Genomic DNA, 25,109 nt, shown 5'->3' with positions numbered 1-25,109 from the left:
CCACCTCGGCCTACTCCAACTCGCCTGCAGCATCATCTGCTTGAGACGACTCCGAACCTCATTCTGAAACGATCAGTTAGGGCCTGTCCGGCGGATCATGCCGGACAGGCCCTAGTGTGCGATGTGCTCGTATCCCTTGACCTCCTGAGGCTTGCGCGGGCCGGGGCCCATATAGCGCGCGGACGGGCGTACGAGGCGTCCCGTGCGCTTCTGCTCCAGGATGTGCGCCGACCAGCCGGCTGTGCGGGCGCAGCTGAACATCGCCGTGAACATGTGTGCCGGGACCTCGGCGAAGTCGAGGACGATGGCCGCCCAGAACTCGACGTTCGTCGCCAGGACGCGGTCCGGGCGGCGGGCGTGCAGTTCGGCCAGGGCCGCTTTCTCCAGCGCCTCGGCGATCTCGTAGCGGGGGGCGCCGAGCTCGCGGACGGTGCGGCGCAGGACCCGCGCGCGCGGGTCCTCGGCGCGGTAGACCCGGTGGCCGAAGCCCATCAGGCGTTCGCCCTTGTCCAGTGCCTTCTTGACGTACGCCTCCGCGTCGCCGGTGCGTTCGATCTCCTCGATCATGCCGAGGACGCGGGAGGGGGCGCCGCCGTGCAGCGGCCCCGACATGGCGCCCACGGCTCCGGAGAGCGCGGCCGCCACGTCCGCGCCCGTCGAGGCGATGACGCGGGCGGTGAAGGTGGAGGGGTTCATGCCGTGCTCCGCCGCGGAGGTCCAGTAGGCGTCCACCGCGGCGACGTGCTTGGGGTCCGGTTCGCCGCGCCAGCGGATCATGAAGCGTTCGGTGATCGAGTGCGCCTTGTCGATCTCGCGCTGCGGAACCATGGGCAGACTCTGACCGCGGGCGGACTGGGCGACGTAGGAGAGGGCCATGACGGCGGCCCGGGCGAGGTCCTCGCGGGCCTGCGCCTCGTCGATGTCGAGCAGGGGTTTGAGGCCCCAGGCGGGGGCGAGCATGGCGAGCGCGGACTGGACGTCGACGCGGATGTCGCCGGAGTGCACGGGGATCGGGAACGGCTCGGCGGGCGGCAGGCCGGGGTTGAAGGCGCCGTCGACGAGGAGCCCCCAGACGTTTCCGAAGGTGACCTGGCCGACCAGATCCTCGATGTCGACGCCCCGGTACCGGAGGGCGCCGCCCTCCTTGTCCGGTTCGGCGATCTCCGTCTCGAACGCTACGACTCCTTCGAGTCCGGGTACGAAGTCGGACATCAGGCGGCTCCTCATGATGTGTGCGACAGGCGGTTTGCGGGGCGCTTGGCCGGCCGGGGGTTGCCGGGGGGATTCGATGCAGTGGAATCACGCGTCGGTGATGGGTGGTCGACATCCGGTTCCACGGTCGGCTCGTGAACTCGCGGTCCGGTACGTCATCCCGGTGATGCCCCGTGTCGCAGCACCATATCCCCGAGTGCCATCGCTGAGGAGACTGTGCGGCACTCAGTGCCACTGGGTGATGAACCCCACCCCGCCGGTTGGGGGCCTGGATACGGCAGGATGACCGCGTGACCGACCGCGACCGCTTCCCGGATGAATCCGCAGCCGATTCCACCGCCGACCCCATCGCCGACCCTGCCGCGATGCGCAAGCACTACCGCGCCGAGGGGCTCGCCGAGTCCGATCTGGCCGCGCATCCCATGGACCAGTTCGCCCGCTGGTTCAACCAGGCCGCGCAGGCCGCCGCGCGGGGGATGGTGTACGAGCCGAACGCGATGGTCGTCTCCACGGCGGACGCGGAGGGGCGGCCCAGCTCGCGCACGGTGCTGCTCAAGCAGTACGACGAACAGGGGTTCGTCTTCTACACCAACTACGACTCCCGCAAGGCCCGCGAGCTGGCCGAGAATCCGTACGTCTCGCTGCTCTTCCCCTGGCACCCGCTGGCCCGCCAGGTCATCGTCACCGGCACGGCGCGGCGCACCGGCCGTGACGAGACGGCCGCGTACTTCCGTACCCGCCCGCACGGCTCCCAGCTGGGCGCCTGGGCCAGCGCCCAGTCCTCGGTCATCTTCTCCCGCGCCGAACTCGACGCCGCGTACGAGGAGCTGAGCAACCGCTACCCGGAGGGCGAGCAGGTCCCGGCCCCGCCGAACTGGGGCGGCTTCCGCATCGCCGCGCAGACGGTCGAGTTCTGGCAGGGCCGCGAGAACCGACTGCACGACCGGCTGCGGTACGTGGCGGAACCGGACGGCAGCTGGCGGGTGGAGCGGCTCAGTCCGTGAGCGCCGGGGCGCTGAGCCCTCGAGCGCCGGGCGCTCTCAGTCCGTGAGCGCCGGGGGCCCTCAGTCCAGTACCCCGTTCAGGATCTCCCCCCACTGCGCCACCACTCCCTCCCGTCGTCCCCCGTCGTCCGTGAGGAGGTTGGCGAGGCCGAGGCCGCGGGCCATGTCCAGGAGGCCCTGGACCGTTTCCCGTACGCCCGGCCGTGACTCGTCCGCGGCCAGCAGTTCCACGGCTATCCGGTGGGTCTCGCGGCCGACGCGGGCCTCCAGCTCGGTGACCCTGGGGCGGAGCTGGTCCTCGTTGGAGGCGGCGACCCAGAGGTGGAGGGCGGCGCGGAAGAGGGGGCCGGTGTAGAGGTCGACCAGGGCCGCGACCACGGCGCGGCGGTCGGCGGCGCCCTCCGGGAAGAGCGCGCGCAGGGCTGTGGAGCGTTCTTCGGCCACGTACTCCACCGCCGCGGTGAACAGGTCCTCGCGGGTCGGGAAGTGGTGCTGGGCGGCGCCCCGGGAGACGCCGGCGCGTTCGGCGACGACGGAGACCGTCGAGCCCGCCCAGCCGTGTTCGGCGAGACAGGCCACGGCGGCCGCCAGGAGCCGCTGCCGGGTGGCCCGGCTGCGGTCCTGCTTGGGAACGCGCTCAACACGCTCAACACGGTCAACGCGCTCAACACGGTCAGCACGCTCGGCACGGTCGACACCGTCGGCGCGCTCGACACCGTCGACCGTGGTCATACCACCCATGCGGGATCCCGTCGTTCGAGGAAGGCCGTCATCCCCTCGGCGGCCTGCGCGGAGGAGAACAACTCGGCCGAGAGCGCGGTCAGGGCGGCCGCGTCCCGGTCGAAGGCCTCCAGCACCCTAGCCGTGAGCAGCTTCTTCGTCTCGGCCAGGCCCTGCGGGGACGCCCGGCGCAGACCGGCCAGGACAGGGGCGAGACTCGCGTCGACATCGTCGCCCGCCGCCGTCAGCAGGCCCGTCCGTACCGCCTCCGCCGCGTCGAAGCGTTCGCCGGTGAGGTAGTAGCGGGCGAGGGCGCGTGGGTCCGTACGGGACAGCAGGGGGAGGGAGATGACGGCGGGCGCGACGCCGACACGTACCTCCGTGAAGGCGAAAGTGGCCTCCCTGGAGGCGATCGCCATGTCGCACGCCCCTAGGAGACCCAGTCCGCCCGCCCGCACATGGCCCGTCACCCGGGCCACCACCGGCTTGTGCAGCTCGACGATCTGCCGCAGCAAGGCGACGAGCGAGTCCGGGTGCGGCGGGTCACGCAGATCCGCGCCCGCACAGAACGTGTTCCCGGTGTGGGTGAGGACGATCGCGCGGACGTCGCGGTCCCTGTCGCACCGCGTGAGCGCGTCCGACAGTCCGCCCACGAGGGCGGCCGAGAGGGCGTTGCGGTTGTGGGGCGAGTCGAGGGTGAGGGTGGTGATGGCGCGGTCGTGCGCCGGACGGACAACGGTGGGTGTGGGGACGGCGGTCACCGGCGGGCCCGCAGTTCCCGGCGCAGGATCTTCCCGGAGGCGGCCCGTGGCACGCCCTCGATGAAGGTGACGCCGCGCACCCTCTTGTACGGGGCGACGCGCTCGGCGACGTACATCATGACGTCTCCTTCGGAGAGGTCGGAGGAACCGGTGGCGGACGGCTGGCGCACCACGTAGGCGTGCGGGACTTCGTTGTTGTCGTCGTTGTAGACCCCGATGACGGCGGCGTCCGCGATGCCGGGGTGGGTCAGCAACAGGGCCTCGAGTTCGGCGGGCGCGACCTGGAAGCCCTTGTACTTGATGAGCTCCTTGACGCGGTCGACGACGAACAGCCAGCCGTCGGCGTCCACATGGCCGACGTCCCCGGTGTGCAGCCAGCCGTCCGGGTCGATCATCGCGGCGGTGGCGTCGGGGTGTCCCAGGTAGCCCTTCATGACCTGGGGACCGCGGATGACGATCTCGCCGGCCTCTCCGACGCCCACGTCCTGGGAGGGGTCGTCCAGGGACACGATGCGCATCTCCGTGCCGGCGATGAGCTTGCCGACTGTCCCTGGGGGCGGGTTTTCGGCGTCCAGGGGGACGACGTGCGTCCCGGGCGACAGCTCGGTCATGCCGTACGCCTGGCCGATCGGTGGCAGGCCGAGCCGCCGTGAGCAGGCGGCCGCCAAGGCGGCGTCCAGGGGGGCCGCGGAGCAGATGATGTACCTCAGCGACGACAGGTCGTACTGCGCGACAGCCGGGTGTTTGGCGAGGGCGAGGACGATCGGCGGGGCCACGTACAGGGCGTTGATGCGGTGCTGCTGGATGGCCGCGAGGAAGGTCTCGAGGTCGAAGCGGGGAAGTACGACGACGGTGGCGCCCTGCCGCAGCGGCGCGTTCATGAGGGCAGTGAGCCCGTATATGTGAAAGAAGGGCAGCACGGCGAGGACGCGGTCGCCGGGGCCCATCGGCATGGTCGGCGAGAGCTGCGCCAGGTTCGTGGCGATGGACCGGTGGGTGAGCATCACGCCCTTGGGTATGCCGGTGGTCCCGGAGGAGTACGGGAGGGCCGCGACGTCCGTCACCGGGTCGATGTCGATCTGCGGTTCGGGCGCGGTGGAGCCGAGCAGGTCGATCAGCGAGCGGTGCCCCGGCGCGCTGTCGCAGACGAAGATCTCCCGTACGCCGCCCGCGAGTTCGGCGGCCTGCCGCGCCGCCCCCAGGAGCGGCGAGACGGTCACGATCCAGCTCGCGGCACTGTCGCGCAGCTGCTTGGCGAACTCCTCGGGCGTGGCGAGCGGGTGCACGGTGGTGACCGACGCCCCCGCGCGCGTGGCGGCGTAGAATGCCGTGGGGAAGGCGATCGTGTTCGGGCTGTGCAGGGCCAGTACGTCGCCCTTGCGGACGCCCGCGTCGGCGAACGCGGCGGCCAGCCGGCGGTGGAAGTGGTCCAGTTGGGCGTAGGTGAGCGTGGTGCCGTCGACTCCGTCGACGAGTGCGGGTGTGTCGCCGCGCTCGGCCGCGCGGCCGAGGACCGCTTCGTGGATGGGTTCCTCGACGGCCGGAACGTCTGCGTACTGGCTGCGGAACACGGTTCCTCCTAGAGCGGCTGGGGCCTGTCGTCACATTCCCGTCGTCCGCCCGGAGGGCGGGCCTCGCGCCCGCTGCGGAGCGGCTGATGTTTAACGTAGGTGCGTGCTCTCGGCGCGCCGGGCGCAGGCCCTCGTACTGGTTGTACGTGGGTCTGTGCCCGGTGCGGCGAGAGTACGTGCAGGGCGTCGCGAGGCAGGCGGGAATTTGACGACAGGACCTAGTAGGACTTGGGCAGGCCCAGGGTCTGGTGGGAGACGTAGTTGAGAATCATCTCCCGGCTCACCGGGGCAATACGAGCCACGCGCGAGGCCGTTATCAGCGAGGCGAGACCGAACTCGCGCGTGAGGCCGTTGCCGCCGAGGGTGTGCACGGCCTGGTCGACCGCCTTCACGCAGGCCTCACCTGCCGCGTACTTGGCCATGTTCGCGGCCTCCCCGGCGCCGGCGTCGTCCCCGGAGTCGTACAGGAACGCCGCCTTCTGCATCATCAGGCGGGCGAGTTCGAGCTCGATGTGGGCCTGCGCGAGGGGATGGGCGACGGCCTGGTGGGCGCCGATGGGGTCCTTCCAGACGGTGCGCTCGCGGGCGTACTCGATGGCCCTGGAGAGCGCGAAGCGGCCCATGCCGATCGCGAACGCGGCCGTCATCACGCGCTCCGGGTTGAGCCCGGCGAAGAGCTGGAGCAGGCCCGCGTCCTCGTCTCCGACGAGCGCGTCGGCGGGCAGCCGCACCTCGTCGAGGGTCAGCTCGAACTGCTTCTCCGCGCTCCGGAGTTCCATCTCGATCCGCCGCCGCCCGAAGCCGTCCGCGTCGCGCGGGACGATGAACAGGCAGGGCTTGAGGCGGCCCGTACGTGAGTCTTCCGTTCGACCCACGATGAGCGTGGCGTCGGCGATGTCGACGCCGGAGATGAACACCTTGCGGCCGTTCAGGATCCAGTCGTCGCCGTCCCGGCGGGCCGTGGTGGTGATCCGGTGGGAGTTGGAGCCGGCGTCGGGTTCGGTGATGCCGAAGGCCATGGTGCGGGTGCCGTCGGCCATGCCGGGCAGCCATTGTTGTTTTTGGGCGTCCGTGCCGAAGCGGGCGATCACCGTGCCGCAGATCGCGGGCGAGACGACCATCATCAGGAGGGGGCAGCCCGCGGCGCCCAGCTCTTCGAGGACGAGGGAGAGTTCGGAGATGCCGCCGCCTCCGCCGCCGTATGCCTCTGGCAGGTTGACGCCCAGGTAGCCGAGCTTGGCCGCGTCGGACCAGAGGTCTTCGGGGTTGTGGTGGTGGCCGTGGCGTTTGCCCAGGGCGGCCACGGCGGTGCGGAGGGTGGCGTGTTCTTCGGTTTCTGTGACGGGGGGCATGGGGCTCCTGAGTGTGGACGGGTGCGGGCTGTATGTGGCTGGTCACGCCCATGCGGCGGAGCCGCATGGGCGTAACGGCGCCGCGCCCCTGAAGGGGCGCTTTTCTCACGGAGTCGGATCCACTACCGCCAGTAGCGCGCCTACCTCCACCTGTTGGCCGGGAGTCGCGTGCAGGGCACTGAGCGTGCCTGCGGTCGGCGCGGACACGCGGTGCTCCATCTTCATCGCCTCCAGCCACAGAAGGGGCTCTCCGGCCGCCACAGCGGCTCCGACGGCCAGGCCCTCGGCGACGCGGACGACCGTGCCGGGCATCGGGGCCAGGAGCGAGCCCGGAGCCTGCTGGGCTGTGGGGTCGGGGAAGCGGGGCAGGGCGGTGAGGGGGGTGGCGTTCACGAAGATCTGGGCGCCGTAGCGCGTCACCTCGAACTTCCTTCGTACGCCGTCCACTTCGAGTACGACGAGACGGGCGTCCGCGTGCAGCACGCGCACCCCGTCGGCCTCGGTGGTGGTCAGGCCGTCGCGGGTGTGGTGGTAGTGGACCTCGTGCTCGGTGCCGGCCCTGGCGTAGCGCTTGGTCTGCGGCTGGGAGGGGAGGTTCCGCCAGCCGCCGAACCGGGAACGGCCGTGCGCGTCCGCGAGGGCGGCGGCGAGAGGGGCGTACGGGTCCGGGGCGGGCGTCGTGAGCGTGGCGAGGTGGCGGTCGTAGAAGCCGGTGTCCATGCGGGCGTCGGCGAACTCCGGATGCCGCAGGGACCGTACGAGCAGCTCCCTGTTGGTGACCGGGCCGTGGATCGTCGCCCTCTCCAGGGCGCCCGCCAGTTTGCGCAGGGCCTCGGCGCGGGTGGGGGCGTGGGCGACGGCCTTGGCGAGCATCGGGTCGTAGTGGACGCCGATCGGATCGCCGTCGGTGTAGCCGGTGTCCAGGCGCACGTCCGGCACCGCGAGCCGGTGGAGCGTGCCGGTCTGTGGGGCCCACGCGTTCGCCGGGTCCTCGGCGTACAGGCGGGCCTCGATCGCGTGACCACGCGCGCGTGGAGGGTCGTTTTCGAGGGCTGCGCCCTCCGCCACCTGGATCTGGAGTGCGACGAGGTCGATGTCGAAGACCGCTTCCGTCACGGGGTGTTCGACCTGGAGGCGGGTGTTCATCTCCAGAAAGTGGGCCCTGCCGTCCGCGATCAGGAACTCGACCGTGCCGGCGCCCACGTAGTCGACGGCTCGGGCGGCGCGTACGGACAGGTCGTGGAGGGTCTGCGTGAGCTCTCCGAGTCCGGGGGCCGGAGCCTCCTCGATGACCTTCTGGTGACGCCGCTGGAGCGAGCAGTCGCGCGTGCCGAGCGCCCACACCGTGCCGTGCGTGTCGGCGAGGATCTGCACCTCGACGTGGCGACCGCCCTCCACGTAGGGCTCGACGAAGACCTCGCCGTCACCGAAGGCGCCGAGGGCCTCGGCGCGGGCGGCCGTCAGCTCGGCGTCGAGGTCGCCGAGTTCCCGTACGACGCGCATGCCGCGTCCGCCGCCGCCCGCGGCCGCCTTCACCAGCACGGGCAGGTCGTCCGCCGTCACCGTCGACAGGGCGTCGAGGCCCATCAGCTTCTTGGCGCGCGTCTTGGAGGCCATCGCCTCGATCGCCTCGGGCGGCGGCCCGATCCAGACCAGGCCCGCGTCGAGGACGGCGCGCGCGAAGTCGGCGTTCTCGGAGAGGAAGCCGTACCCCGGGTGCACGGCGTCCGCGCCCGCGCTCAGGGCCGCCTTCACGATCAGGTCGCCGCGCAGATACGTATCGGAGGGCGCCGCGCCGGGCAGCCGTACCGCCGCGTCGGCCACGCGCGCGTGGAGGGCGTTTTTGTCGGCGTCGGAGTGCACGGCGACCGTCCGGATCCCCAACTCACGGCACGTACGGAAGACACGGCAGGCGATTTCGCCGCGGTTGGCGACGAGCACACTGGCGATCAACAGGACACTCCTCACATGCGAAAGACGCCGAAGCCACCGCGCGCGCCCTCGTAGGGCGCCGTGTGGATCGCGGACAGGCACAGGCCGAGGACGGTGCGCGTGTCGCGCGGGTCGATGACCCCGTCGTCGTACAGCCGCCCGGACAGGAACATCGGCAGGGACTCCGACTCGATCTGCTGCTCCACCATGGCGCGCAGCGCGGCGTCGGCGTCCTCGTCGTACGGCTGTCCCTTGGCGACGGCCGACTGCCGGGCGACGATGGACAGCACGCCCGCGAGCTGCTGGGGGCCCATGACGGCGGACTTGGCGCTGGGCCAGGCGAAGAGGAAGCGCGGGTCGTAGGCCCGCCCGCACATGCCGTAGTGACCGGCTCCGTACGACGCCCCCATGAGCACGGACAGGTGTGGGACGCGGCTGTTGCTCACCGCGTTGATCATCATCGCGCCGTGCTTGATGATGCCGCCCTGCTCGTACTCCTTGCCGACCATGTAGCCGGTGGTGTTGTGCAGGAAGAGGAGGGGGATGTCGCGCTGGTTGGCCAGCTGGATGAACTGGGCCGCCTTCTGGGACTCGGCGCTGAAGAGCACCCCTTGGGCGTTGGCCAGCACGCCGACCGGGTAGCCGTGGAGCGTCGCCCAGCCGGTGGTCAGGCTCGTCCCGTAGAGGGGCTTGAACTCGTCGAAGTCGGAGTCGTCGACGACTCGGGCGATGACCTCGCGCGGGTCGAAGGGGTGTCTGAGATCGCCGGGGACGATGCCGAGCAGCTCGTCCGGGTCGTACTTGGGAGGGGACGCCGGGCCTGGATCGCCGTACGCCTTGCGGAGGTCGAGGCGGGCGACCACCCGCCGGGCCTGCCGGAGCGCGTCCTGCTCGTCGAGGGCGAAGTAGTCGGCGAGACCCGACACGCGCGCGTGCATCTCGGCGCCGCCCAGCGACTCGTCGTCGCTCTCCTCGCCGGTGGCCATCTTCACCAGCGGCGGCCCGCCCAGGAAGACCTTGGCGCGCTCCTTGACCATGATCACGTGGTCGGACATGCCCGGGATGTACGCGCCCCCGGCGGTGGAGTTCCCGAAGACGACGGCGACGGTCGGGATGCCGGCCGCCGACAGCCGCGTGAGGTCGCGGAAGATCGCGCCCCCGGGGATGAAGATCTCCTTCTGGGACGGCAGGTCGGCGCCGCCCGACTCGACGAGGCTGATGCAGGGCAGCCGGTTGGCGAGGGCGATGTCATTGGCCCGCAGCGCCTTCTTCAGGCTCCAGGGGTTGCTGGCACCGCCGCGTACGGTGGGATCGTTGGCGGTGATCAGGCATTCGACCCCTTCGACCACACCGATGCCGCTGACCAGCGAGGCGCCGACCGTGTAGTCGCTTCCCCAGGCCGCGAGCGGCGACAGTTCCAGGAACGGCGTGTCCGGGTCGAGCAGCAGTTCGATGCGCTCGCGGGCGAGCAGCTTGCCGCGCGCGCGGTGCCGGGCGACGTACTTCTCGCCGCCGCCCGCGAGCGCCTTGGCGTGCTCGGCGTCCAGCTCGGTGAGTTTCGCGAGCATGGCGGCGCGGTTCGCCGTGTACTCGGGGCTGTTGAGATCCAGCGCGGAGGAAAGGACGGTCACAGGAGGCTCTCCGGGATGTCCAGGTGACGGGAGCGGAGCCATTCGCCGAGGCCCTTGGCCTGGGGATCGAAACGGTGCTGGGCGGCGACGCCCTCGCCGAGGATCCCTTCGACGACGAAGTTGAGGGCGCGGAGGTTGGGGAGCAGATGTCGGACAACTTTCAGATGACGACTTTCAGTTATCAGATTCTGAAATCTGTCATCTGTCAGCTCATGGGCCAACCAACGCCAGGCGTCGTCCGTGCGGGCCCAGACGCCGACGTTCGCGTTGCCGCCCTTGTCGCCGCTGCGGGCGCCGGCGACCAGGCCGAGCGGGGCCCTGCGGGTCGGCGCGCCGGGGAGCGGGGGCTCGGGCAGGGACGGTTCCGGGGCGGGCTCCAGTTCGAGGGTGTGGAGGGCCGGGGCTACCGGGATGCGGCGTCCGTCGTGCAGGACCGCCACGTGATCCACGGCGCCTTGGTCGACGTACACGTCTTCGAAGACCCCGTAGGGCGCGCCCTTTCCGGGTGGTGAGAGCACATGGAAGCCGGGGTAGCCGGCGAGGGCCAGTTCCACGGCGGCGCCGCTCAGCGCGCGGCCCACGGCGTCCTGGTTCCGGTCCCGTACGACGAGGTGGAGCAGAGCGCTGGCCGTCTCCTCGGTGGGGGCGTCGGGGTGGTCGGTGCGGGCGAGGTCCCACCGCACGTCCGACGGGCGGGACTTGGCGGCGTCGAGCGCGGCGTCCACCTGGTCCCGTACGAGCGCGGCCTTCGCCTCGATGTCGAGCCCGGTCAGCACGAAGACGACTTCGTTGCGGAAGCCGCCGAGGCGGTTGAGGCCGACCTTGAGGGTGGGGGGCGGGGGCTCGCCCCGTACGCCGTCGATGCGGACCCGGTCGGGGCCGTCGTCGGTGAGCCGGATCGTGTCGAGGCGGGCGGTGACGTCGGGGCCCGCGTACCGGGCGCCGGAGGTCTCGTAGAGGAGTTGCGCGGTGACCGTGCCGATGCTGACGACGCCGCCGGTGCCGTCGTGTTTGGTGATGACGCTGGTGCCGTCCTCGTGGAGTTCGGCGAGCGGGAAGCCGGGATGGCGCAGCGCCGCCGGGTCGTGCTCGGCGAAGAAGGCGTAGTTGCCGCCCGTCGCCTGGGTGCCGCACTCCAGGACGTGCCCGGCGACGACGGCGCCCGCGAGCCGGTCGTAGGCGTCCGGGGCCCAGCCGAAGTGAGCGACGGCCGGGCCGGTGACCAGCGCCGCGTCCGTGACGCGCCCGGTGACGACGATGTCCGCGCCCTCGCGCAGGCAGGCAGTGATTCCGGCACCGCCGAGGTAGGCGTGGGCGGCGAGGCTCTCGGGGTGGCGGCGGGCGAGGTTGTCCCCCTCGACGTGGGCGACGCGTACGGGGATGCCGAGGCGGTCGGCCATTTCCCGTACGGCGTCCGCGAGTCCGGCGGGGTTGAGGCCCCCGGCGTTGACGACGATCCGTACGCGCCGCTCGTGCGCGAGGCCGAGGCACTCCTCCAGTTGGCGCAGGAAGGTGCGGGCGTACCCGGACGTGGGGTCCTTGAGCCGGTCGCGGCCCAGGATGAGCATGGTCAGCTCGGCGAGGTAGTCGCCGGTCAGGACGTCCAGCTCGCCGCCGGTGAGCATCTCGCGCATCGCGTCGAAGCGGTCGCCGTAGAAGCCGGAGGCGTTGGCTATGCGCAGGGGGCGGGTCACTCGGCCGCCGCCTCCTTCGGCTTCGGCTTCGGTTTCCGTCCGGCGCCCGGCGGCCCGGCGAAGGCCTGCGCGATGTCCAGCCACCGGTCCGCGTCGGGGCCCTGCGCCCGTACGGCGAGATCGGCACGGTGGGCCCGCTGGGCGACCAGCAGGCAGAAGTCGAGGGCGGGGCCGGTGACGCGCTGGGCGGCGCCCTCGGGGCCGTACGTCCACACCTCCCCTGCCGGACTGGTGACTTCGACGCGGAACTCCTCGTCGGGCGGCTCCAGCCCCCGTACCCCGAACGCGAAGTCCCGTGCCCGCACGCCGATGCGCACCACATGCCGGAGCCGGTCCGTGGCTGGGCGCACCGCACCCAGCGCGTCCGCCACGTCCTGGCCGTGGGCCCAGGTCTCCATGAGTCGGCCGGTGGCCATGGAGGCGGCCGACATGGGTGGCCCGTACCAGGGGAAGCGGGTTCCGGGTGGGGCCGCGCGGAGGGCGTCTTCCAGGGTCTTTCGTCCGGACCGCCAGTCGGCGAGCAGCGCGGCGGGCGGGAGCCCCGCGCCCTCCTCCGCGCCCTGGTCCACGAATCCGCCCGGCGAGGCGAGTGCCTTCTCGACCTCCTTCGCGAAGGCCTCGGCGTCGGTCACCGCGAGCAGTGCGGAGCGGTCGGTCCAGGCGAGATGGGCGATCTGGTGGGCGATGGTCCAGCCGGGGGCGGGGGTGGGCCGTGCCCAGCCGCTCCCCTCCAAGTCCCGCACCAGCAGGTCGAGTTCCTCGCTCTCCCGGTTCAGATCGTCGATCACGGGCGACGGGTCGGACACGATGGCGCTCCTGGGGGCACGACGGTGTGCGGTGCGGTGCGTTCTGGAGCATGGCAGGGGGCCAAGAAACAAGCAAGCAAGCATGCTTGAAATAATGGCGAGAGGAAGTCGATCTCGGACAAAGCGAGTCGGTCGCGCATCTTCCACACGCGAGCAGCCGCCCATGACGCGGGCGATATCGAGCGAGGCCGTGCCGCATCAGGAGATCGGCGGCAAGGCTGACCTCACGCGATGGGGTCGATGGTGATCTGCCAGATGGAGACGAGTTCCGTCCGCGGCGTGATCATGTAAACAAAGAAGCCGCCGTCCACGAACGCGTGCTTCGCACCCTCATCTGCTCCCTGGTAGGAAGGCCCATGGAGATGAAGGGCTTGGGCAGCCCTGACCAGTTCCTCCGCCCTCTTCTCCACCTCGACGATGAACGCGGGTGGAGCACCGGCCGCCACCGTCTCCTCGTCCGGGACGTATTCCCACTGCCAGGTCACGCGTCGTGCACCGCTTTGGCCGCGTCGCGATAGATTCCACCGGCCGTAGCCAGGTGCCTACGCGCCTCGTCCGGCACGGTCGCCACGTGGGCAAGGTACTCGGCGCGGTGGTACGCCTTCGCCGTCTCCGGGTGCCGCTCGATCTCGAGGAGTGCGGCCCAGTGGTCGAGATATGCATGGACGGGCTTGATGGAGCCGTGTTCCACGGCCTCCGCCAGGGCCTGATCCTTGGCCTGGTCGTAGGCAGCCAGGAGTTGTGGAGCGACCACATTGCAGGCGGCGCGGAGGGCTCCCGGAGTACGCTCCGGGCGGGGGATCAGCGGTCCGTCGCCTGCCGCTTCGGCGTGCTGCACGCTCACGCTGCCGTTCCCTTCGTCGCATCGGTGCCGGTAATGGACTTGCCCTTCCCCTGTTGCATCTGACGCAAGAGGTCCAGAGCATCAACCCGACTGTAGCGTTCACCGCCATCCCTATGCGGAACAGTTTGCGCTTTTCGCTCACCCGTCTCCGATATGCCCAGGCGCCGGTTCAACAGGCCTGTTCGGTATCCAGCCCCTTCGCACGCCCCCGGCCGACCTGCGTCCGCACCGCCCCCATGCTCGCCGCGATGACCAGGGCGATCGCGACGGCCTCCGTGGTGGAGAGGGCCTGGTCGAGGATCAGGAAGCCCGCCGTCGCCGCGATGGCCGGTTCCAGGCTCATCATGATCGCGAAGGTGGAGGCGGGCAGGCGGCGCAGGGCCAGCAGTTCAAGTGTGTACGGCAGGACCGAGGAGAGTACGGCGACGGCCGCGCCCAGGGCGACGGTGGTCGGGTCGAGCAGTCGGGTCCCCGACTCGATGATCCCCAGCGGCAGGAACAGCACCGCCGCGACCACCATGGCCAGCGCCAGCCCGTCGGCCTGCGGGAAGCGTCGCCCCGTACGGGCGCTGAAGACGATGTACGCCGTCCACATCGCGCCCGCGGACAGGGCGAAGGCGACGCCCACCGGGTCGAGGCTGCTGAAGCCTCCGCCGCCGAGCAGGAAGACGCCGCCGAGGGCGAGGCCGGCCCAGACCAGGTTCACGGCGCGGCGGGAGGCGAGTACCGAGAGGACGAGGGGGCCGAGGACCTCGAGGGTGACGGCGGGGCCCAGCGGGATGCGGGCGACCGACTGGTAGAAGAGCCCGTTCATCGCGGCCATGGTGATGCCGAAGACGACGACCGTGCCCCAGTCGGCCCGTGAGTGCCCGCGCACCTTGGGGCGGCAGACCACGAGCAGCACGATCGCCGCCACCAGCAGCCGCAGGGTCACGACACCCAGCGCCCCGGCGCGCGGCATGAGGGTCACGGCCAGCGCGCCGCCGAACTGTACGGAGATGCCTCCGGCGAGGACCAGGCCCACGGGTCCGAGAGCGCCTCGTCGGCCCGGGGCGTCGCCGCCTGTCGTGGGCGCGGGTGCCGCGCCCGGGGCGGCCGAGGCCGGAGACGTCGAGGCGGTCGGGGCGGCGCTGGGGGTGTTCACGGGGCCTTCCAGGGGGCTTGTCTCAGGATTCGTACATCTCACTGCACTGTCCGGTCCAGAGTAATGGACTCAGTCAGGCGTGTGAACCCTTTATGGGCCTGTCCTGTCTATCTCAGGCGCCGTCCCAGCGCACCTCGTCACGAGGGCACCCCAGGAAAGACCCCAGGAACTGTCCGTCGGCCCGCGGTACGTGATGTCAGCGGCGGGACATGTACAGGTCGAGCGCCTTGTGCAGCACGCGGTTGAGGGGGAAGTCCCACTCGCCGAGGTACTCGATGGCCTCGCCGCCCGCGCCGGACTTGAAGCGGAGCAGACCGAGGAGGTGGTTGCTCTCCTCCAGGGTGTCGGTGATGCCGCGGAAGTCGTAGACGGCGGCGCCGAGTTCGTGGGCGTCGGTCATCATGCGCCACTGGATGGCGTTGTTGGGCTGGACCTCGCGCTTGCGGCTGGTGGACGCGCCGTAGGAGTACCAGACGTGTTCGCCGACGGTCAGCATCGTGGCCGCGGCGAGGACGTCGCCGTCGTGGTGGGCGAGGTAGAGCCGCATGCGGTCGGGGTCCTCGGCGGTCAACGCGGTCCACATGCGCTGGAAGTAGGGCAGCGGGCGGGGGATGAAGCGGTCCCGCTCGGCGGTCTCCGCGTACAGCTCGTAGAAGGCGGGCAGGTCGTCGTGGCCGCCCCGCACCACCTTCACGCCCGCCTTCTCGGCCTTCTTGATGTTGCGCCGCCACTGCTGGTTGAGGCCGCGCTGGATCTCCTCCAACGACCGCCCGGCGAACGGCACTTGGAAGACATAGCGCGGCTGACCTGCCGCGAACCCGTCCTCGCCGCCCGCCTCGGTCTGCTGCCACCCCATGCCTCGCAGCCGCTCGGCGACGTCGAAGGCCCGCGGCTCGTACGTCGTCGGCTCCGCGTCCCGCAGCCGCCGCGCCGCCGGATCGGCGATCGCCGCCTTGACCGCGTCCGCGCTCCAACGTCGTACGACCACGGGTGGCCCCATCTTCACCGTGAACGCGCCGCGCGCCTTGAGGTACCCCAGCATCGGATCGAGCCAACGCTCGACGAGATCCGCGGCATACCAGTCGATGACCGGCCCCTCCGGCAGATACGCCAGATACCGCTTCACCTTCGGCAACGGCCGCAACAACACCAGCCCCGTCCCGACGAGCCGCCCCTCCTCGTCGAACCACCCCAGACTCTCCGCCCGCCAGTCCGGCTTCACCTCACCCCAGGACGGCACCTGCATATGGCTGGCCGATGGCCGCGTCCTGACGAACGCCAGATGCTCTTCACGGCTGATGGCCTGGAGACGGAGACTCCGGACACTCATACGCGGCACTCCTCATAAGGGGGGCGGGTGGCTTCGCCAGCGTACCTACGGGGCTTCGACGCCCCAGGCGCGCTCAGGTACGGTCCCCCTCCCCCAGCCCCTCCGCCAGCACCTCCGCCAGATGCCGCCCTCTGCGGCCCGCCAGTTGGTCCAGTTGGGTGCGGCAGGAGAAGCCGTCCGCCAGGATCACCGTGTCGTCGGTCGCCGACCGTACCGCCGGGAGGAGCTGCTCCTCCGCGCACGCGGTGGACACCTCATAGTGGCCTTTCTCGAAACCGAAGTTGCCCGCGAGGCCGCAGCAGCCGCCGGACAGAGTGCCGGTGAGGCCCGCCGCCTCGCGCAGCCGGCGGTCCGCCGCGTCGCCGAGGACGGCGTGCTGGTGGCAGTGGGTCTGGCCGACTGCCGGGCGGCCGATGGGCGGGGGTGACCAGTCCGGGGCGAGCTGTTCCAGCGCCTCGGCGAACGTCAGCACCGCCGACGCCAGGCGCGCCGCGCGCGGGTCGTCGTGGAGGAGCTCCGGGAGGTCCGTGCGCAGGGTGGCGGCGCAGCTCGGTTCCAGGACGACGACGGCGGGGGTCTCGGGGTGGATGTCGGGGTCCAGGAAGACGCCCATCAGGTCGAGCGTGCGGCGCATCACCGTGCGGGCGCGGTCCAGCTGGCCCGTGGAGACGTAGGTCAGACCGCAGCAGACCCGGCCCCGGCGGCCCACCGACCACGGGGTGGCCGAGGCCGACACGCCCTCGCCGGCCCCCGACTTCCGCATCGCCACCGTCGGCGTCAGCATCACGTCCACCCCCGCCGCCTCCAGCACCCGTACGGCCGCCTGCCCCACGGACGGCGAGAGGTGCTCCGTGAAGGTGTCCGGCCAGAGGAAGGCCACCCGACCCGCCTCGGTGCCCTGAGACTCGTACGCCCCCTCCCGCATCATCCGCCGCACCCGCTCCTTGAACCGCCGCCCCCACCACCGGCTGAACGTCTCCGCCGCCACCCGCGGAATCTCCCGCTCGGGCGCGATCCCGCCCAGCCGCTTGGCCACGGCGGCCAACGGGCGTACGGAGGCGAGGGTGTTGACGAATCGGGCCGATCTCGTGCGGTCGACCAGGCCCAGCCACACCGGCAGCCACCCCATCGCGTAGTGCGCGGCCGGGCGTCGCCGCCCCTCGTAGTGGTGGTGCAGGAACTCCGCCTTGTACGTGGCCATGTCGACGCCCACCGGGCAGTCGGACCGGCATCCCTTGCAGGACAGGCACAGGTCCAGCGCGTCACGGACCTCGGTCGACCGCCACCCGTCCGTCACCACCTCGCCCGCGAGCATCTCGTGCAGCAGCCGCGCCCGCCCCCGTGTGGAGTGCTCCTCCTCGCCCGTCGCCCGGAAGGACGGGCACATCACCCCCGAACCAGCAGCAGTCGTCGTACGGCATTTGGCGACGCCCACGCATCTGCGCACCGCCGCCGAGAAGTCCCCGCCGTCCGCCGGATAGCCGAACTCGACGTCGACCGGCTGCCGGGGCAACACCGCGAACCGCAGGTTCTCGTCCAGCCGGTGGGGCCGCACGAGCATCCCGGGGTTGAGGAGGCCGTCCGGGTCCCAGAGGTCCTTCGCCCGCGCGAAGAGCCCGACCAGCTCCCTCCCGTACATCCTCGGCAGCAGCTCGGCCCGCGCCTGTCCGTCGCCGTGCTCGCCCGAGAGCGAGCCCCCGTGGGACACCACCAGGTCCGCCAGCTCCTCCGAGAAGCGGCGGAAGCGGCCGAGCCCTTCGCCCGTCATCAGATCGAAGTCGATACGGACGTGGATGCAGCCGTCACCGAAGTGCCCGTACGGCGTGCCGCGCAGGCCGTGGGCCGTCAGCAGGCCCCGGAAGTCGCGGAGATACGGCCCGAGCCGGGCCGGCGGCACCGCGCAGTCCTCCCAGCCCGGCCACGCCTCACTCCCGTCCGGCATCCGCGTCGCCGTACCGCTCGCGTCCTCCCGCAGCCGCCACAGGGCGTGCTGTCCCGCGGGGTCGGTGACGACCAGGGAGTCGATGACGTCGGCGGCCCGCACGATCGCGTCCGCACGCGCGCGTGCCTCGGCTCCGGAGTCACCGCCGGTCTCCACGAACAGCCAGGCACCGCCCCGCGGCAGCCCCGCGTCGGGCGGTACGAGGTCCGCGGCCATCCCCTCCACGGTGAGCGGCCCGAGCGGCAGCAGGCCCGCCGCCGCTTCCGCCGCCGCGCTCTCGTCCGCGTACGCCAGCACGGCCAGCGCCCGCGCGCGCGGGGCCTCGACCAGGCGTACGACCGCCTCGGTCAGCACCCCGAGTGTGCCCTCGGAGCCGCAGAAGGACCGGGCGACGTCCGCTCCCTTCTCGGGGAGCAGCGCGTCCAGCGCGTAACCGGAGATACGGCGGGGCAGCTCCGGGAATCCGGTGCGCAGGCGGGCCAGGTCGCCCTCCACCAGGGACCGGAGGCCGGGCGGGGCGCCCTGCCAGTCCCGGCCGAGCGTCCGCGGCTCCCCCCGGCCGTCGAGGACGGTCAGCTCCCGCACGCTGTCCGCCGTCGTGCCCCAGGCGACCGAGTGCGAGCCGCACGAGTTGTTCCCGATCATCCCGCCGAGGGTGCAGCGGCTGTGGGTGGACGGGTCGGGGCCGAAGCGCAGGCCGTGCGGGGCGGCGGCCTCCTGGAGGCGGTCCAGGACGACGCCGGGCTGGACGAGGGCCGTCCGCGCGTCGGGGTCGAGCGCGACAATCCGGTTCATGTGACGCGTGAAGTCGAGGACGACGCCGGTGCCGGTCGCCTGTCCGGCGATCGACGTGCCGCCGCCGCGCGGCACGACCGGCACGCCGTGCGCGCGGCACACGGACAGGGCCGCCGCCACGTCGTCGGCGTCACGCGGGGCGACGACGCCGAGCGGGACGCGCCGGTAGTTGGACGCGTCCATGGTGGTCAGCGCCCGCGCGGTCACGTCGAAGGCGACCTCGCCGCGGACCTCCGCCGCGAGCCGTGCCGCAAGCGCGGCACGCAGTCCCGCCTCGCCCGTCCCACCCCTCGCCCCGAGATCCGTCATGCCCCCAAGGATGCCCCCGCCCACTGACAACGACCGAAGCCGTCACCCTCGAATCGCCGGACGCGGTGAGCGGAAGCGATCAGCGAACGTGATCACGCGATGCGATCGTCGGACGTGATCACTGGTTACACGTGTATCACGTGTCGATTATCGGCCCGGATCCGGAACCTCCCCAATGCGATCAGGAACTCTCATATAGTGACCGCAAGTTGAGCATCAGGTGGCGCCTCTCGCCCAAGGCACGACCCAAGGCACGACCGAGGACACGACCGAGGACACGATCATGACCGCGCCCACCCCCTCCGGCGAACGACCCGCCCTCCGCGCCGTCGCGCCCGCCCCTCTGATCACCGCCGTCCTGGCGGCGCTCGCGGTCGTCGTCGCGGTCGCCCAGTCCCCGAATTCCGTCCGCGCCCCCCTCGCCTGGGGCGCGGGCGCCGCCGCCGTACTGCTGAGTGTCGCCGTCGCGGTCGCCGCCCGCGCCGTCCAGGCGAGAAAGCTGGTACGCCGCCGCCTCGACGCCGTGACCCAGGACGCCGGACGGCTCCTCCAGGAACGGGCCCGGCTCGCCGAGGAGCTCAACCAGGAGCGGTCCCGGCTGGCGGAGGAGTCCGCCCGGGACCGGGCCCGCGTCGCAGACGCCGCGGCACGCGAACGCGCTCTCCTCACCCAGGAGTTCGAGGCCGAGCGCCGGCGCATGACCACCGAAGCCGAAGCGGAACAGCGGCGGTTCGCCGAACTCAAGGCCGAGAAGGAACGCCTGGCCGCGCAGATCCGGCAAGCCGCGAACGACCGGTCGGCCGCCATCTCGGCCACCGCCAACGCGGCCGGCCGCATGCAGGCCCTGGCCACCGGCATGCTCGCCGACCTGCGCGCCATGGAAGAGCGGCACTCCGACGAGGAAGTCCTCGCCGACCTGCTGTACCTCGACCACCGCACCGCGCAGGCGGGCCGTCTCGCCGACTCCGTCGCCGTCCTCGCGGGCGCCCGCTCCGGCCGCCGCTGGGCCCGTCCCATCGTCATGGAGTCGATCCTGCGCGGCGCGATGGGCCGCATCGGCGGCTACCAGCGTGTGCGCGTCCACTCCTCCAGCGACGCCGCCGTCGCCGGACACGCCGCCGAGGGCGTGATGCACGCGCTCGCCGAACTCCTCGACAACGCCGCGAACTTCTCGCCGCCGACCGCCGAGGTCCACGTGTACGTCGAGGAGGTCCCGGCCGGCGTCATCGTCTCCGTCGAGGACAGCGGTCTGGTGATGGGCGACGTCCAGTTGCGCCGCGCCGAGCGCGCCGTCTCCGGCGACGGTGCCGACCTGGGCGGCCTCACCGGCACCCGGCTCGGCCTCGCGGTGGTCGGCCGGCTCGCCCGCAAGCACGGCCTGAAGGTGTCCTTCCGGCCCTCCGCGCGCGGCGGCACCGGCGTCCTGGTGCTCATCCCCCAGGACCTCCTGGCACCGCAGGCCGCCCCGGCACCGGCGGCCCCCGAGGCCACGCCCACCGCGGTGGCCACCGCGACGCCCACCGTGCCGGCCACCGTCCCGGCCCCGGCCGCCGCCGAGGCGCTCCCACCGGCCTCGTACGCCGCCGCCCACGCCACCGCGGACCTCGACCCGGACCCGGTCCCCACCCACGAGTCGCCCCGGCACGACACCGTCGCCGACACCGTCGCGCCGTCGACCGACAGCCTCCCCAAGCGCCGCCGCGGCCGCACCCTCGCGCACGCCGAGCGCAGCCGCGCCCGCCTCGCGGACCGGACCGACCCCGAACCCCGTACCGCCGAGACCGCCAAGGCCGCCGCCGCCCGCTTCAGCAGCTTCCGCCAGGCCGTCCGCGGCACGGCACCGGACCAGCAGGGCACGGTCCCCGAAGAAACCGGACTCAGCACGTCGTACGACCCCGAAAGCACCCTGCGCACCACGGCGTACGCCCCCGAAGACGCCGTACGAGAAGAAGTAGCCGTACGGGACACCACCCCCGCCACCACCTCGCACCCGGAAGGCGACACCACTTCATGACCGGCACCACCACCGCCGACGAGAAGCTCTCCTGGCTCATCGAAGGCCTTCTCGAGCGCACTCCGGGCGCCCGGCACGCGCTTGTGCTCTCCCGCGACGGCCTGAAGCTGTGTCGCACGCCGGAGCTCACGGTCGACCGGGCCGACCAGCTCGCGGCGATCGCCGCCGGAATCCAGTCGCTGTCCCACGGAGCGTCCGTGGAGTTCGGCGACGGAACCGGGGGCGTGCGCTCGGCCATGGCCGAGTTCTACGGCGGAGTCCTGTTCATCGTGGAGGCGGGCGACGGCGCCCACCTCGCGGTGGTCACCGCCGAGGACGCGGACGCCGGGCTGGTCGGCCACAACATGAGCGAACTCGTGGAGCAACTCGGCGAGCACCTCAGCGCGCAGCCCCGGTCGTCATGAGCCGTCCGGGCAGGGACGACGCGCCCGACCGGCTGTACACCCTCACCGGGGGGCGCAGCCGGTCCGGGCCCGACACCCCGTTCGACCTGGTGACGCTCGTGGTCGCCGAATGCGATCCGGTGCTGGGCATGCAGTCGGAGCACGCCGCGATCCTGCGGCTGTGCGAACGGCCCACGGCGGTCGTGGAGATCGCCGCCGAGCTGAAGCTGCCGGTGTCCATCACCCGCGTCCTGCTCTCCGACCTCCTGGCCCTGGGACGCGTCAGCGCCCGTCACCCACGACCGTCCGCTCTTCCCGACCCCGACATCCTGGAGCAGGTGCTCGTTGGACTCCGTAACCTCTGACGCCCGTACGCCGCTGGAGGCGTCGGCCGACAACGGCCTGAAGATCGTGGTCGTCGGCGGCTTCGGCGTCGGCAAGACGACCCTGGTCCGCTCGGTGAGCGAGATACGTCCGCTCAACACCGAGGAGACGATGACCCGGGCCGGCGAGGCGATCGACGACATCAGCGAGGTGCGCGGCAAGTCCGCGACCACCGTCGCCTTCGACTTCGGCCGCATCACGCTCGACGCCCGCAATGTGCTGTACCTCTTCGGCGCGCCGGGGCAGGAACGCTTCTGGTTCCTCTGGGACCGCCTGTTCTCCGGCACCCTCGGCGCGGTCGTCCTCGTCGACACCCGCCGTATCGACGACTCCTGGTACGCGATCGACCGTCTGGAGCACCACGGCACGCCGTTCATCGTCGCCTGCAACGACTTCGGCGGCCCCACGCACACCCCCGCCCAGCTCCGCGAGGCCCTCGACCTCGACCCGCACGTCCCGCTGGTCGACTGCGACGCCCGCTCGCGGGAGTCCAGCAAGCGGGTGCTGATCACGCTGGTGGAACACCTGCAGACGACGTACGCCGCCGAAGCCGCCGCACTCGCCGACAGCCCCTCTAAATCCCCGGAGTTGGCCCTGTGACCCCCGCCCCCGTGCCCCTCAGCGGGCCCCGGTTCCAGACCGAACCCGCCGAGCTGTACCGGGAGATGCGGCGCGACCACGGTGCCGTGACGCCGGTCGTGCTGGACGGCGGCATCCCCGCCTGGCTGGTGCTCGGCTACCGCGAACTGCACCAGGTCACCGGCGATCCTGTGCTGTTCAGCCGCGACTCCGACCTGTGGAGCCAGTGGCCGAACATCCCGGACGACTGGCCGCTGCTGCCCATGATCGGCCGCAAGCAGCCCTCGATCCTCTACACCGTCGGCGAGCGCCACCGTGAGCGCGCCGCGATGATCAGCGAGGCGCTCGAGGCCGTCGACCCCTTCGAACTGCGCGCCCATGCCGAGAAGTTCGCCGACGAACTGATCGACGCGGTGTGCGCCAAGGGCGAGACGGACATCATCGGGGACTACGCCGCCCTGCTGCCCGTCCGCGTCCTCGCCACGCTCTACGGCTTCTCCGAGGAACAGGGCCCCGGCCTGGTCACCGCCCTGAACGACATGATCAACGGTCGTGAGAACGCCCTCGAGGGCCAGCAGCACCTGGCCGGCTCCATGGCGCGGCTGCTGGCCGACCGGAAGGCCGAGCCCGCGAACGACGTGGTGTCCCGGATGCTCGAGAACACCAGCGGCTTCACCGACGAAGAGATCATGCAGGACCTGATGGTCATGATGGCCGCCGGCCACCAGCCGACCGCCGACTGGATCGGCAACTCGCTGCGCCTGATGCTGACCGACGACCGTTTCGCGGCCTCCCTCTTCGGCGGCCGCCACAGCGTCGCCGAGGCCATGAACGAGGTCCTCTGGGAGGACACCCCCTCCCAGAACATCGCCGGCCGCTGGACCTCCCGCGACACCCAGCTCGGCGGCCGCCGCATCCGCGCGGGTGACCTCCTCATCCTCGGCCTCCAGGGCGCCAACTCCGACCCCCAGGTCCGCACCGACGGCTCCGCCCTCACCGGCGGCAACAACGCCCACTTCTCCTTCGGCCACGGCGAGCACCGCTGCCCGTTCCCGGCGCAGGAGGTCGCGGAGGTCATCGCCCGGACGGGGATCGAGGTCGTACTGGACCGGCTGCCGGACATCGACCTGGCCGTACCCGCCGAGTCGCTGACCCGGCGCCCCTCCCCGTGGCTGCGGGGCCTGACCGAACTTCCTGTGCGCTTTGCTCCGACGACGGCCTTGGGAGGCACCTCCGCATGACCGCTCCGACCTCTGCTACCTCTCCTCGTATCGTGCTCGATCCGTTCGTGTCCGACCTGGAGGGCGAGAGCGCCCGGCTCCGGGAAGCGGGACCCCTCGCCGCCGTGGAGCTGCCCGGCGGCGTCCCCGTGTGGGCGGTCACCCACCACGCCGAGGCCCGCGCGCTGCTCACGGACCCCCGGCTGGTGAAGGACATCAACGTGTGGGGCGCCTGGCAGCGCGGGGAAATACCCCCCGACTGGCCGCTGATCGGACTCGCCAACCCCGGCCGCTCCATGCTCACCGTGGACGGCGCGGACCACCGCCGGATGCGCACGCTCGTCGCCCAGGCGCTCACTCCGCGCCGTGTGGAGCAGATGCGGGAGCGCATCAGCAAACTGACGGAGGGCCTGCTGGACAACCTGGCGGGTGAGGTCGCCGTCGACCTCAAGGCGGACTTCGCCTACCCCCTCCCCATGTACGTCATCGCCGACCTCATGGGCATAGACGAATCCCGGCTCCCCCGCCTCCAGGAACTGTTCGAGAAGTTCTTCTCCACGCAGACCCCGCCCGCCGAAGTCATCGCCACCCTCACCGAGCTGGCCGGAATCATGGCCGACACGGTCGCGGCCAAGCGCGCCGAGCCGGGCGACGACCTCACGTCCGCGCTGATCCTCGCCTCCGAGGACGGCGACCACCTCACCGACGAGGAGATCGTCTCCACCCTCCAGCTGATGGTCGCGGCGGGCCACGAGACGACGATCTCCCTCATCGTCAACGCCGTGGTCAACCTCTCCACCCACCCCGAACAGCGCGCCCTCGTCCTCTCCGGCCAGGCGGACTGGTCGTCGGTGGTCGAGGAGACCCTGCGCCACTCCACCCCCACCTCCCACGTCCTGATCCGCTTCGCGACGGAGGACGTCCCGGTCGGGGACAAGGTCATCCCGGCGGGTGACGCGCTGATCGTGTCGTACGCCGCGATCGGCCGTGACGAGAAGGCGCACGGCCCTACCGCCGGGGACTTCGACATCACCCGTACGACCGAGAACCGGCACATCTCCTTCGGTCACGGCCCGCATGTCTGCCCCGGCGCGGCGCTGTCCCGCCTGGAGGCGGGGGTCGCTCTGCCCGCGCTGTACGAGCGGTTCCCCTCGCTCGATCTGGCGGTCCCGGCGTCCGAGCTCCGCAACAAGCCGGTGGTGACGCAGAACGACCTGTTCGAGCTTCCGGTGCGGCTGGTCGCGGACTGAGGGATTTCCGCCCCCGCCGCCCTTACCCGTCCCATCCCTGGGGGCTCCGCCCCCAGACCCCCGCCAGGGGCGCTGCGCCCCCTGGACCCCCGCCAGGTATCCCAGCCCGTCCGGCGTTTGAGGACGAGGCCGTCCAGGCCGAAGCGGGGGTCTGGGGCGGCAGCCCCCAGGGATGGGACGGGTAGGGGCGGCGGGGGCGCAAAACCCCACCACAGCCACCCCGCCCCCCGTC

At 71.7% G+C, this 25,109-nt stretch carries 21 protein-coding genes; 7 read left to right on the top strand and 14 right to left on the bottom strand.

What is annotated here, in order from left to right; translation table 11 throughout:
- Positions 1-111: 111 nt before the first annotated feature.
- Positions 112-1,212, bottom strand: coding sequence for a citrate synthase 2 (locus tag ACX28W_RS01905; RefSeq protein WP_458996977.1), 1,101 nt, complete (start codon positions 1,210-1,212; stop codon positions 112-114).
- 272 nt (positions 1,213-1,484) lie between these two features.
- Here ACX28W_RS01905 and pdxH point away from each other — a divergent pair, with 272 nt between their 5' ends.
- Entirely contained in the window at positions 1,485-2,216 is a 732-nt protein-coding gene (pdxH, locus tag ACX28W_RS01900) for a pyridoxamine 5'-phosphate oxidase (protein WP_458996992.1), read from the top strand.
- Between the two features lie 60 nt (positions 2,217-2,276).
- Here pdxH and ACX28W_RS01895 read toward each other — a convergent pair whose 3' ends face one another.
- From ACX28W_RS01895 to ACX28W_RS01835, 13 genes are all read right to left on the bottom strand, one after another.
- Positions 2,277-2,948: a TetR/AcrR family transcriptional regulator gene (locus ACX28W_RS01895; RefSeq protein WP_458996976.1), complete on the bottom strand. Its 672-nt coding sequence runs from the start codon at positions 2,946-2,948 to the stop codon at positions 2,277-2,279.
- Positions 2,945-3,697, bottom strand: coding sequence for an enoyl-CoA hydratase family protein (locus ACX28W_RS01890; protein WP_458996975.1), 753 nt, complete (start codon positions 3,695-3,697; stop codon positions 2,945-2,947). Before ACX28W_RS01890 ends, ACX28W_RS01895 begins: the two co-directional genes overlap by 4 nt.
- Positions 3,694-5,268, bottom strand: a complete 1,575-nt coding sequence (locus tag ACX28W_RS01885; RefSeq protein ID WP_458996974.1) for a 4-coumarate--CoA ligase family protein — start codon at positions 5,266-5,268, stop codon at positions 3,694-3,696. The genes ACX28W_RS01890 and ACX28W_RS01885 overlap by 4 nt, the downstream gene beginning before the upstream one ends.
- 218 nt (positions 5,269-5,486) lie before the next feature.
- A complete protein-coding gene (locus tag ACX28W_RS01880) occupies positions 5,487-6,620 on the bottom strand; it encodes an acyl-CoA dehydrogenase family protein (RefSeq protein WP_458996973.1) in 1,134 nt (377 codons plus the stop codon).
- A gap of 105 nt (positions 6,621-6,725) precedes the next feature.
- A complete protein-coding gene (locus tag ACX28W_RS01875; protein ID WP_458996972.1) occupies positions 6,726-8,573 on the bottom strand; it encodes an acetyl/propionyl/methylcrotonyl-CoA carboxylase subunit alpha in 1,848 nt (615 codons plus the stop codon).
- An 11-nt stretch (positions 8,574-8,584) separates the two neighbouring features.
- Positions 8,585-10,183, bottom strand: coding sequence for an acyl-CoA carboxylase subunit beta (locus ACX28W_RS01870; RefSeq protein WP_458996971.1), 1,599 nt, complete (start codon positions 10,181-10,183; stop codon positions 8,585-8,587).
- The gene (locus tag ACX28W_RS01865; RefSeq protein WP_458996970.1) at positions 10,180-11,877 is read right to left on the bottom strand and encodes an acyclic terpene utilization AtuA family protein; all 1,698 of its coding nucleotides are present in this window, start codon (positions 11,875-11,877) and stop codon (positions 10,180-10,182) included. Before ACX28W_RS01865 ends, ACX28W_RS01870 begins: the two co-directional genes overlap by 4 nt.
- Positions 11,874-12,683, bottom strand: a complete 810-nt coding sequence (locus tag ACX28W_RS01860; protein WP_458996969.1) for a TIGR03084 family metal-binding protein — start codon at positions 12,681-12,683, stop codon at positions 11,874-11,876. Before ACX28W_RS01860 ends, ACX28W_RS01865 begins: the two co-directional genes overlap by 4 nt.
- Positions 12,684-12,907: 224 nt before the next feature.
- The gene (locus ACX28W_RS01855) at positions 12,908-13,168 is read right to left on the bottom strand and encodes a hypothetical protein (RefSeq protein WP_458996968.1); all 261 of its coding nucleotides are present in this window, start codon (positions 13,166-13,168) and stop codon (positions 12,908-12,910) included.
- A complete protein-coding gene (locus ACX28W_RS01850) occupies positions 13,165-13,527 on the bottom strand; it encodes a DUF6247 family protein (protein WP_458996967.1) in 363 nt (120 codons plus the stop codon). The genes ACX28W_RS01855 and ACX28W_RS01850 overlap by 4 nt, the downstream gene beginning before the upstream one ends.
- Before the next feature lie 169 nt (positions 13,528-13,696).
- The gene (locus tag ACX28W_RS01845; RefSeq protein ID WP_458996966.1) at positions 13,697-14,671 is read right to left on the bottom strand and encodes an EamA family transporter; all 975 of its coding nucleotides are present in this window, start codon (positions 14,669-14,671) and stop codon (positions 13,697-13,699) included.
- A gap of 196 nt (positions 14,672-14,867) precedes the next feature.
- Positions 14,868-16,001, bottom strand: a complete 1,134-nt coding sequence (locus ACX28W_RS01840; RefSeq protein WP_458996965.1) for a lipid II:glycine glycyltransferase FemX — start codon at positions 15,999-16,001, stop codon at positions 14,868-14,870.
- 73 nt (positions 16,002-16,074) lie between these two features.
- Positions 16,075-19,047, bottom strand: coding sequence for an FAD-binding and (Fe-S)-binding domain-containing protein (locus ACX28W_RS01835; protein WP_458996964.1), 2,973 nt, complete (start codon positions 19,045-19,047; stop codon positions 16,075-16,077).
- A gap of 283 nt (positions 19,048-19,330) precedes the next feature.
- Here ACX28W_RS01835 and ACX28W_RS01830 point away from each other — a divergent pair, with 283 nt between their 5' ends.
- From ACX28W_RS01830 to ACX28W_RS01805, 6 genes are read left to right on the top strand one after another with little or no spacing between them, the layout of a single operon-like run.
- Positions 19,331-21,061 carry a sensor histidine kinase gene (locus tag ACX28W_RS01830; RefSeq protein ID WP_458996963.1) on the top strand — a complete coding sequence of 577 codons (1,731 nt, stop codon included), beginning with the start codon at positions 19,331-19,333 and terminating at the stop codon, positions 21,059-21,061.
- Positions 21,058-21,465 (top strand): roadblock/LC7 domain-containing protein, encoded by a 408-nt coding sequence (locus ACX28W_RS01825; RefSeq protein WP_362072434.1) that lies wholly within the window; start codon positions 21,058-21,060, stop codon positions 21,463-21,465. The genes ACX28W_RS01830 and ACX28W_RS01825 overlap by 4 nt, the downstream gene beginning before the upstream one ends.
- Positions 21,462-21,809: a DUF742 domain-containing protein gene (locus tag ACX28W_RS01820; protein WP_458996962.1), complete on the top strand. Its 348-nt coding sequence runs from the start codon at positions 21,462-21,464 to the stop codon at positions 21,807-21,809. The genes ACX28W_RS01825 and ACX28W_RS01820 overlap by 4 nt, the downstream gene beginning before the upstream one ends.
- A complete protein-coding gene (locus tag ACX28W_RS01815; RefSeq protein ID WP_458996961.1) occupies positions 21,790-22,428 on the top strand; it encodes a GTP-binding protein in 639 nt (212 codons plus the stop codon). The genes ACX28W_RS01820 and ACX28W_RS01815 overlap by 20 nt, the downstream gene beginning before the upstream one ends.
- Positions 22,425-23,648, top strand: coding sequence for a cytochrome P450 (locus ACX28W_RS01810; RefSeq protein WP_458996960.1), 1,224 nt, complete (start codon positions 22,425-22,427; stop codon positions 23,646-23,648). Before ACX28W_RS01815 ends, ACX28W_RS01810 begins: the two co-directional genes overlap by 4 nt.
- Positions 23,645-24,877: a cytochrome P450 family protein gene (locus tag ACX28W_RS01805; protein WP_458996959.1), complete on the top strand. Its 1,233-nt coding sequence runs from the start codon at positions 23,645-23,647 to the stop codon at positions 24,875-24,877. Before ACX28W_RS01810 ends, ACX28W_RS01805 begins: the two co-directional genes overlap by 4 nt.
- Positions 24,878-25,109: the final 232 nt, after the last annotated feature.

Source organism: Streptomyces sp. SD15, assembly GCF_054462255.1.
This window is presented reverse-complemented; position numbering and strand designations above follow the sequence as displayed.

Excerpts from the sequence above, each read along its gene's own strand:
- ACX28W_RS01895 (WP_458996976.1), bottom strand. The coding sequence starts at position 2,948 with ATGACCACGGTCGACGGTGTCGAGCGCGCCGACGGTGTCGACCGTGCC.
- ACX28W_RS01835 (WP_458996964.1), bottom strand. The coding sequence starts at position 19,047 with ATGACGGATCTCGGGGCGAGGGGTGGGACGGGCGAGGCGGGACTGCGT.
- ACX28W_RS01825 (WP_362072434.1), top strand. The coding sequence starts at position 21,058 with ATGACCGGCACCACCACCGCCGACGAGAAGCTCTCCTGGCTCATCGAA.
- ACX28W_RS01905 (WP_458996977.1), bottom strand. The coding sequence starts at position 1,212 with ATGTCCGACTTCGTACCCGGACTCGAAGGAGTCGTAGCGTTCGAGACG.
- ACX28W_RS01805 (WP_458996959.1), top strand. The coding sequence starts at position 23,645 with ATGACCGCTCCGACCTCTGCTACCTCTCCTCGTATCGTGCTCGATCCG.
- ACX28W_RS01820 (WP_458996962.1), top strand. The coding sequence starts at position 21,462 with ATGAGCCGTCCGGGCAGGGACGACGCGCCCGACCGGCTGTACACCCTC.
- ACX28W_RS01830 (WP_458996963.1), top strand. The coding sequence starts at position 19,331 with ATGACCGCGCCCACCCCCTCCGGCGAACGACCCGCCCTCCGCGCCGTC.
- ACX28W_RS01840 (WP_458996965.1), bottom strand. The coding sequence starts at position 16,001 with ATGAGTGTCCGGAGTCTCCGTCTCCAGGCCATCAGCCGTGAAGAGCAT.
- ACX28W_RS01880 (WP_458996973.1), bottom strand. The coding sequence starts at position 6,620 with ATGCCCCCCGTCACAGAAACCGAAGAACACGCCACCCTCCGCACCGCC.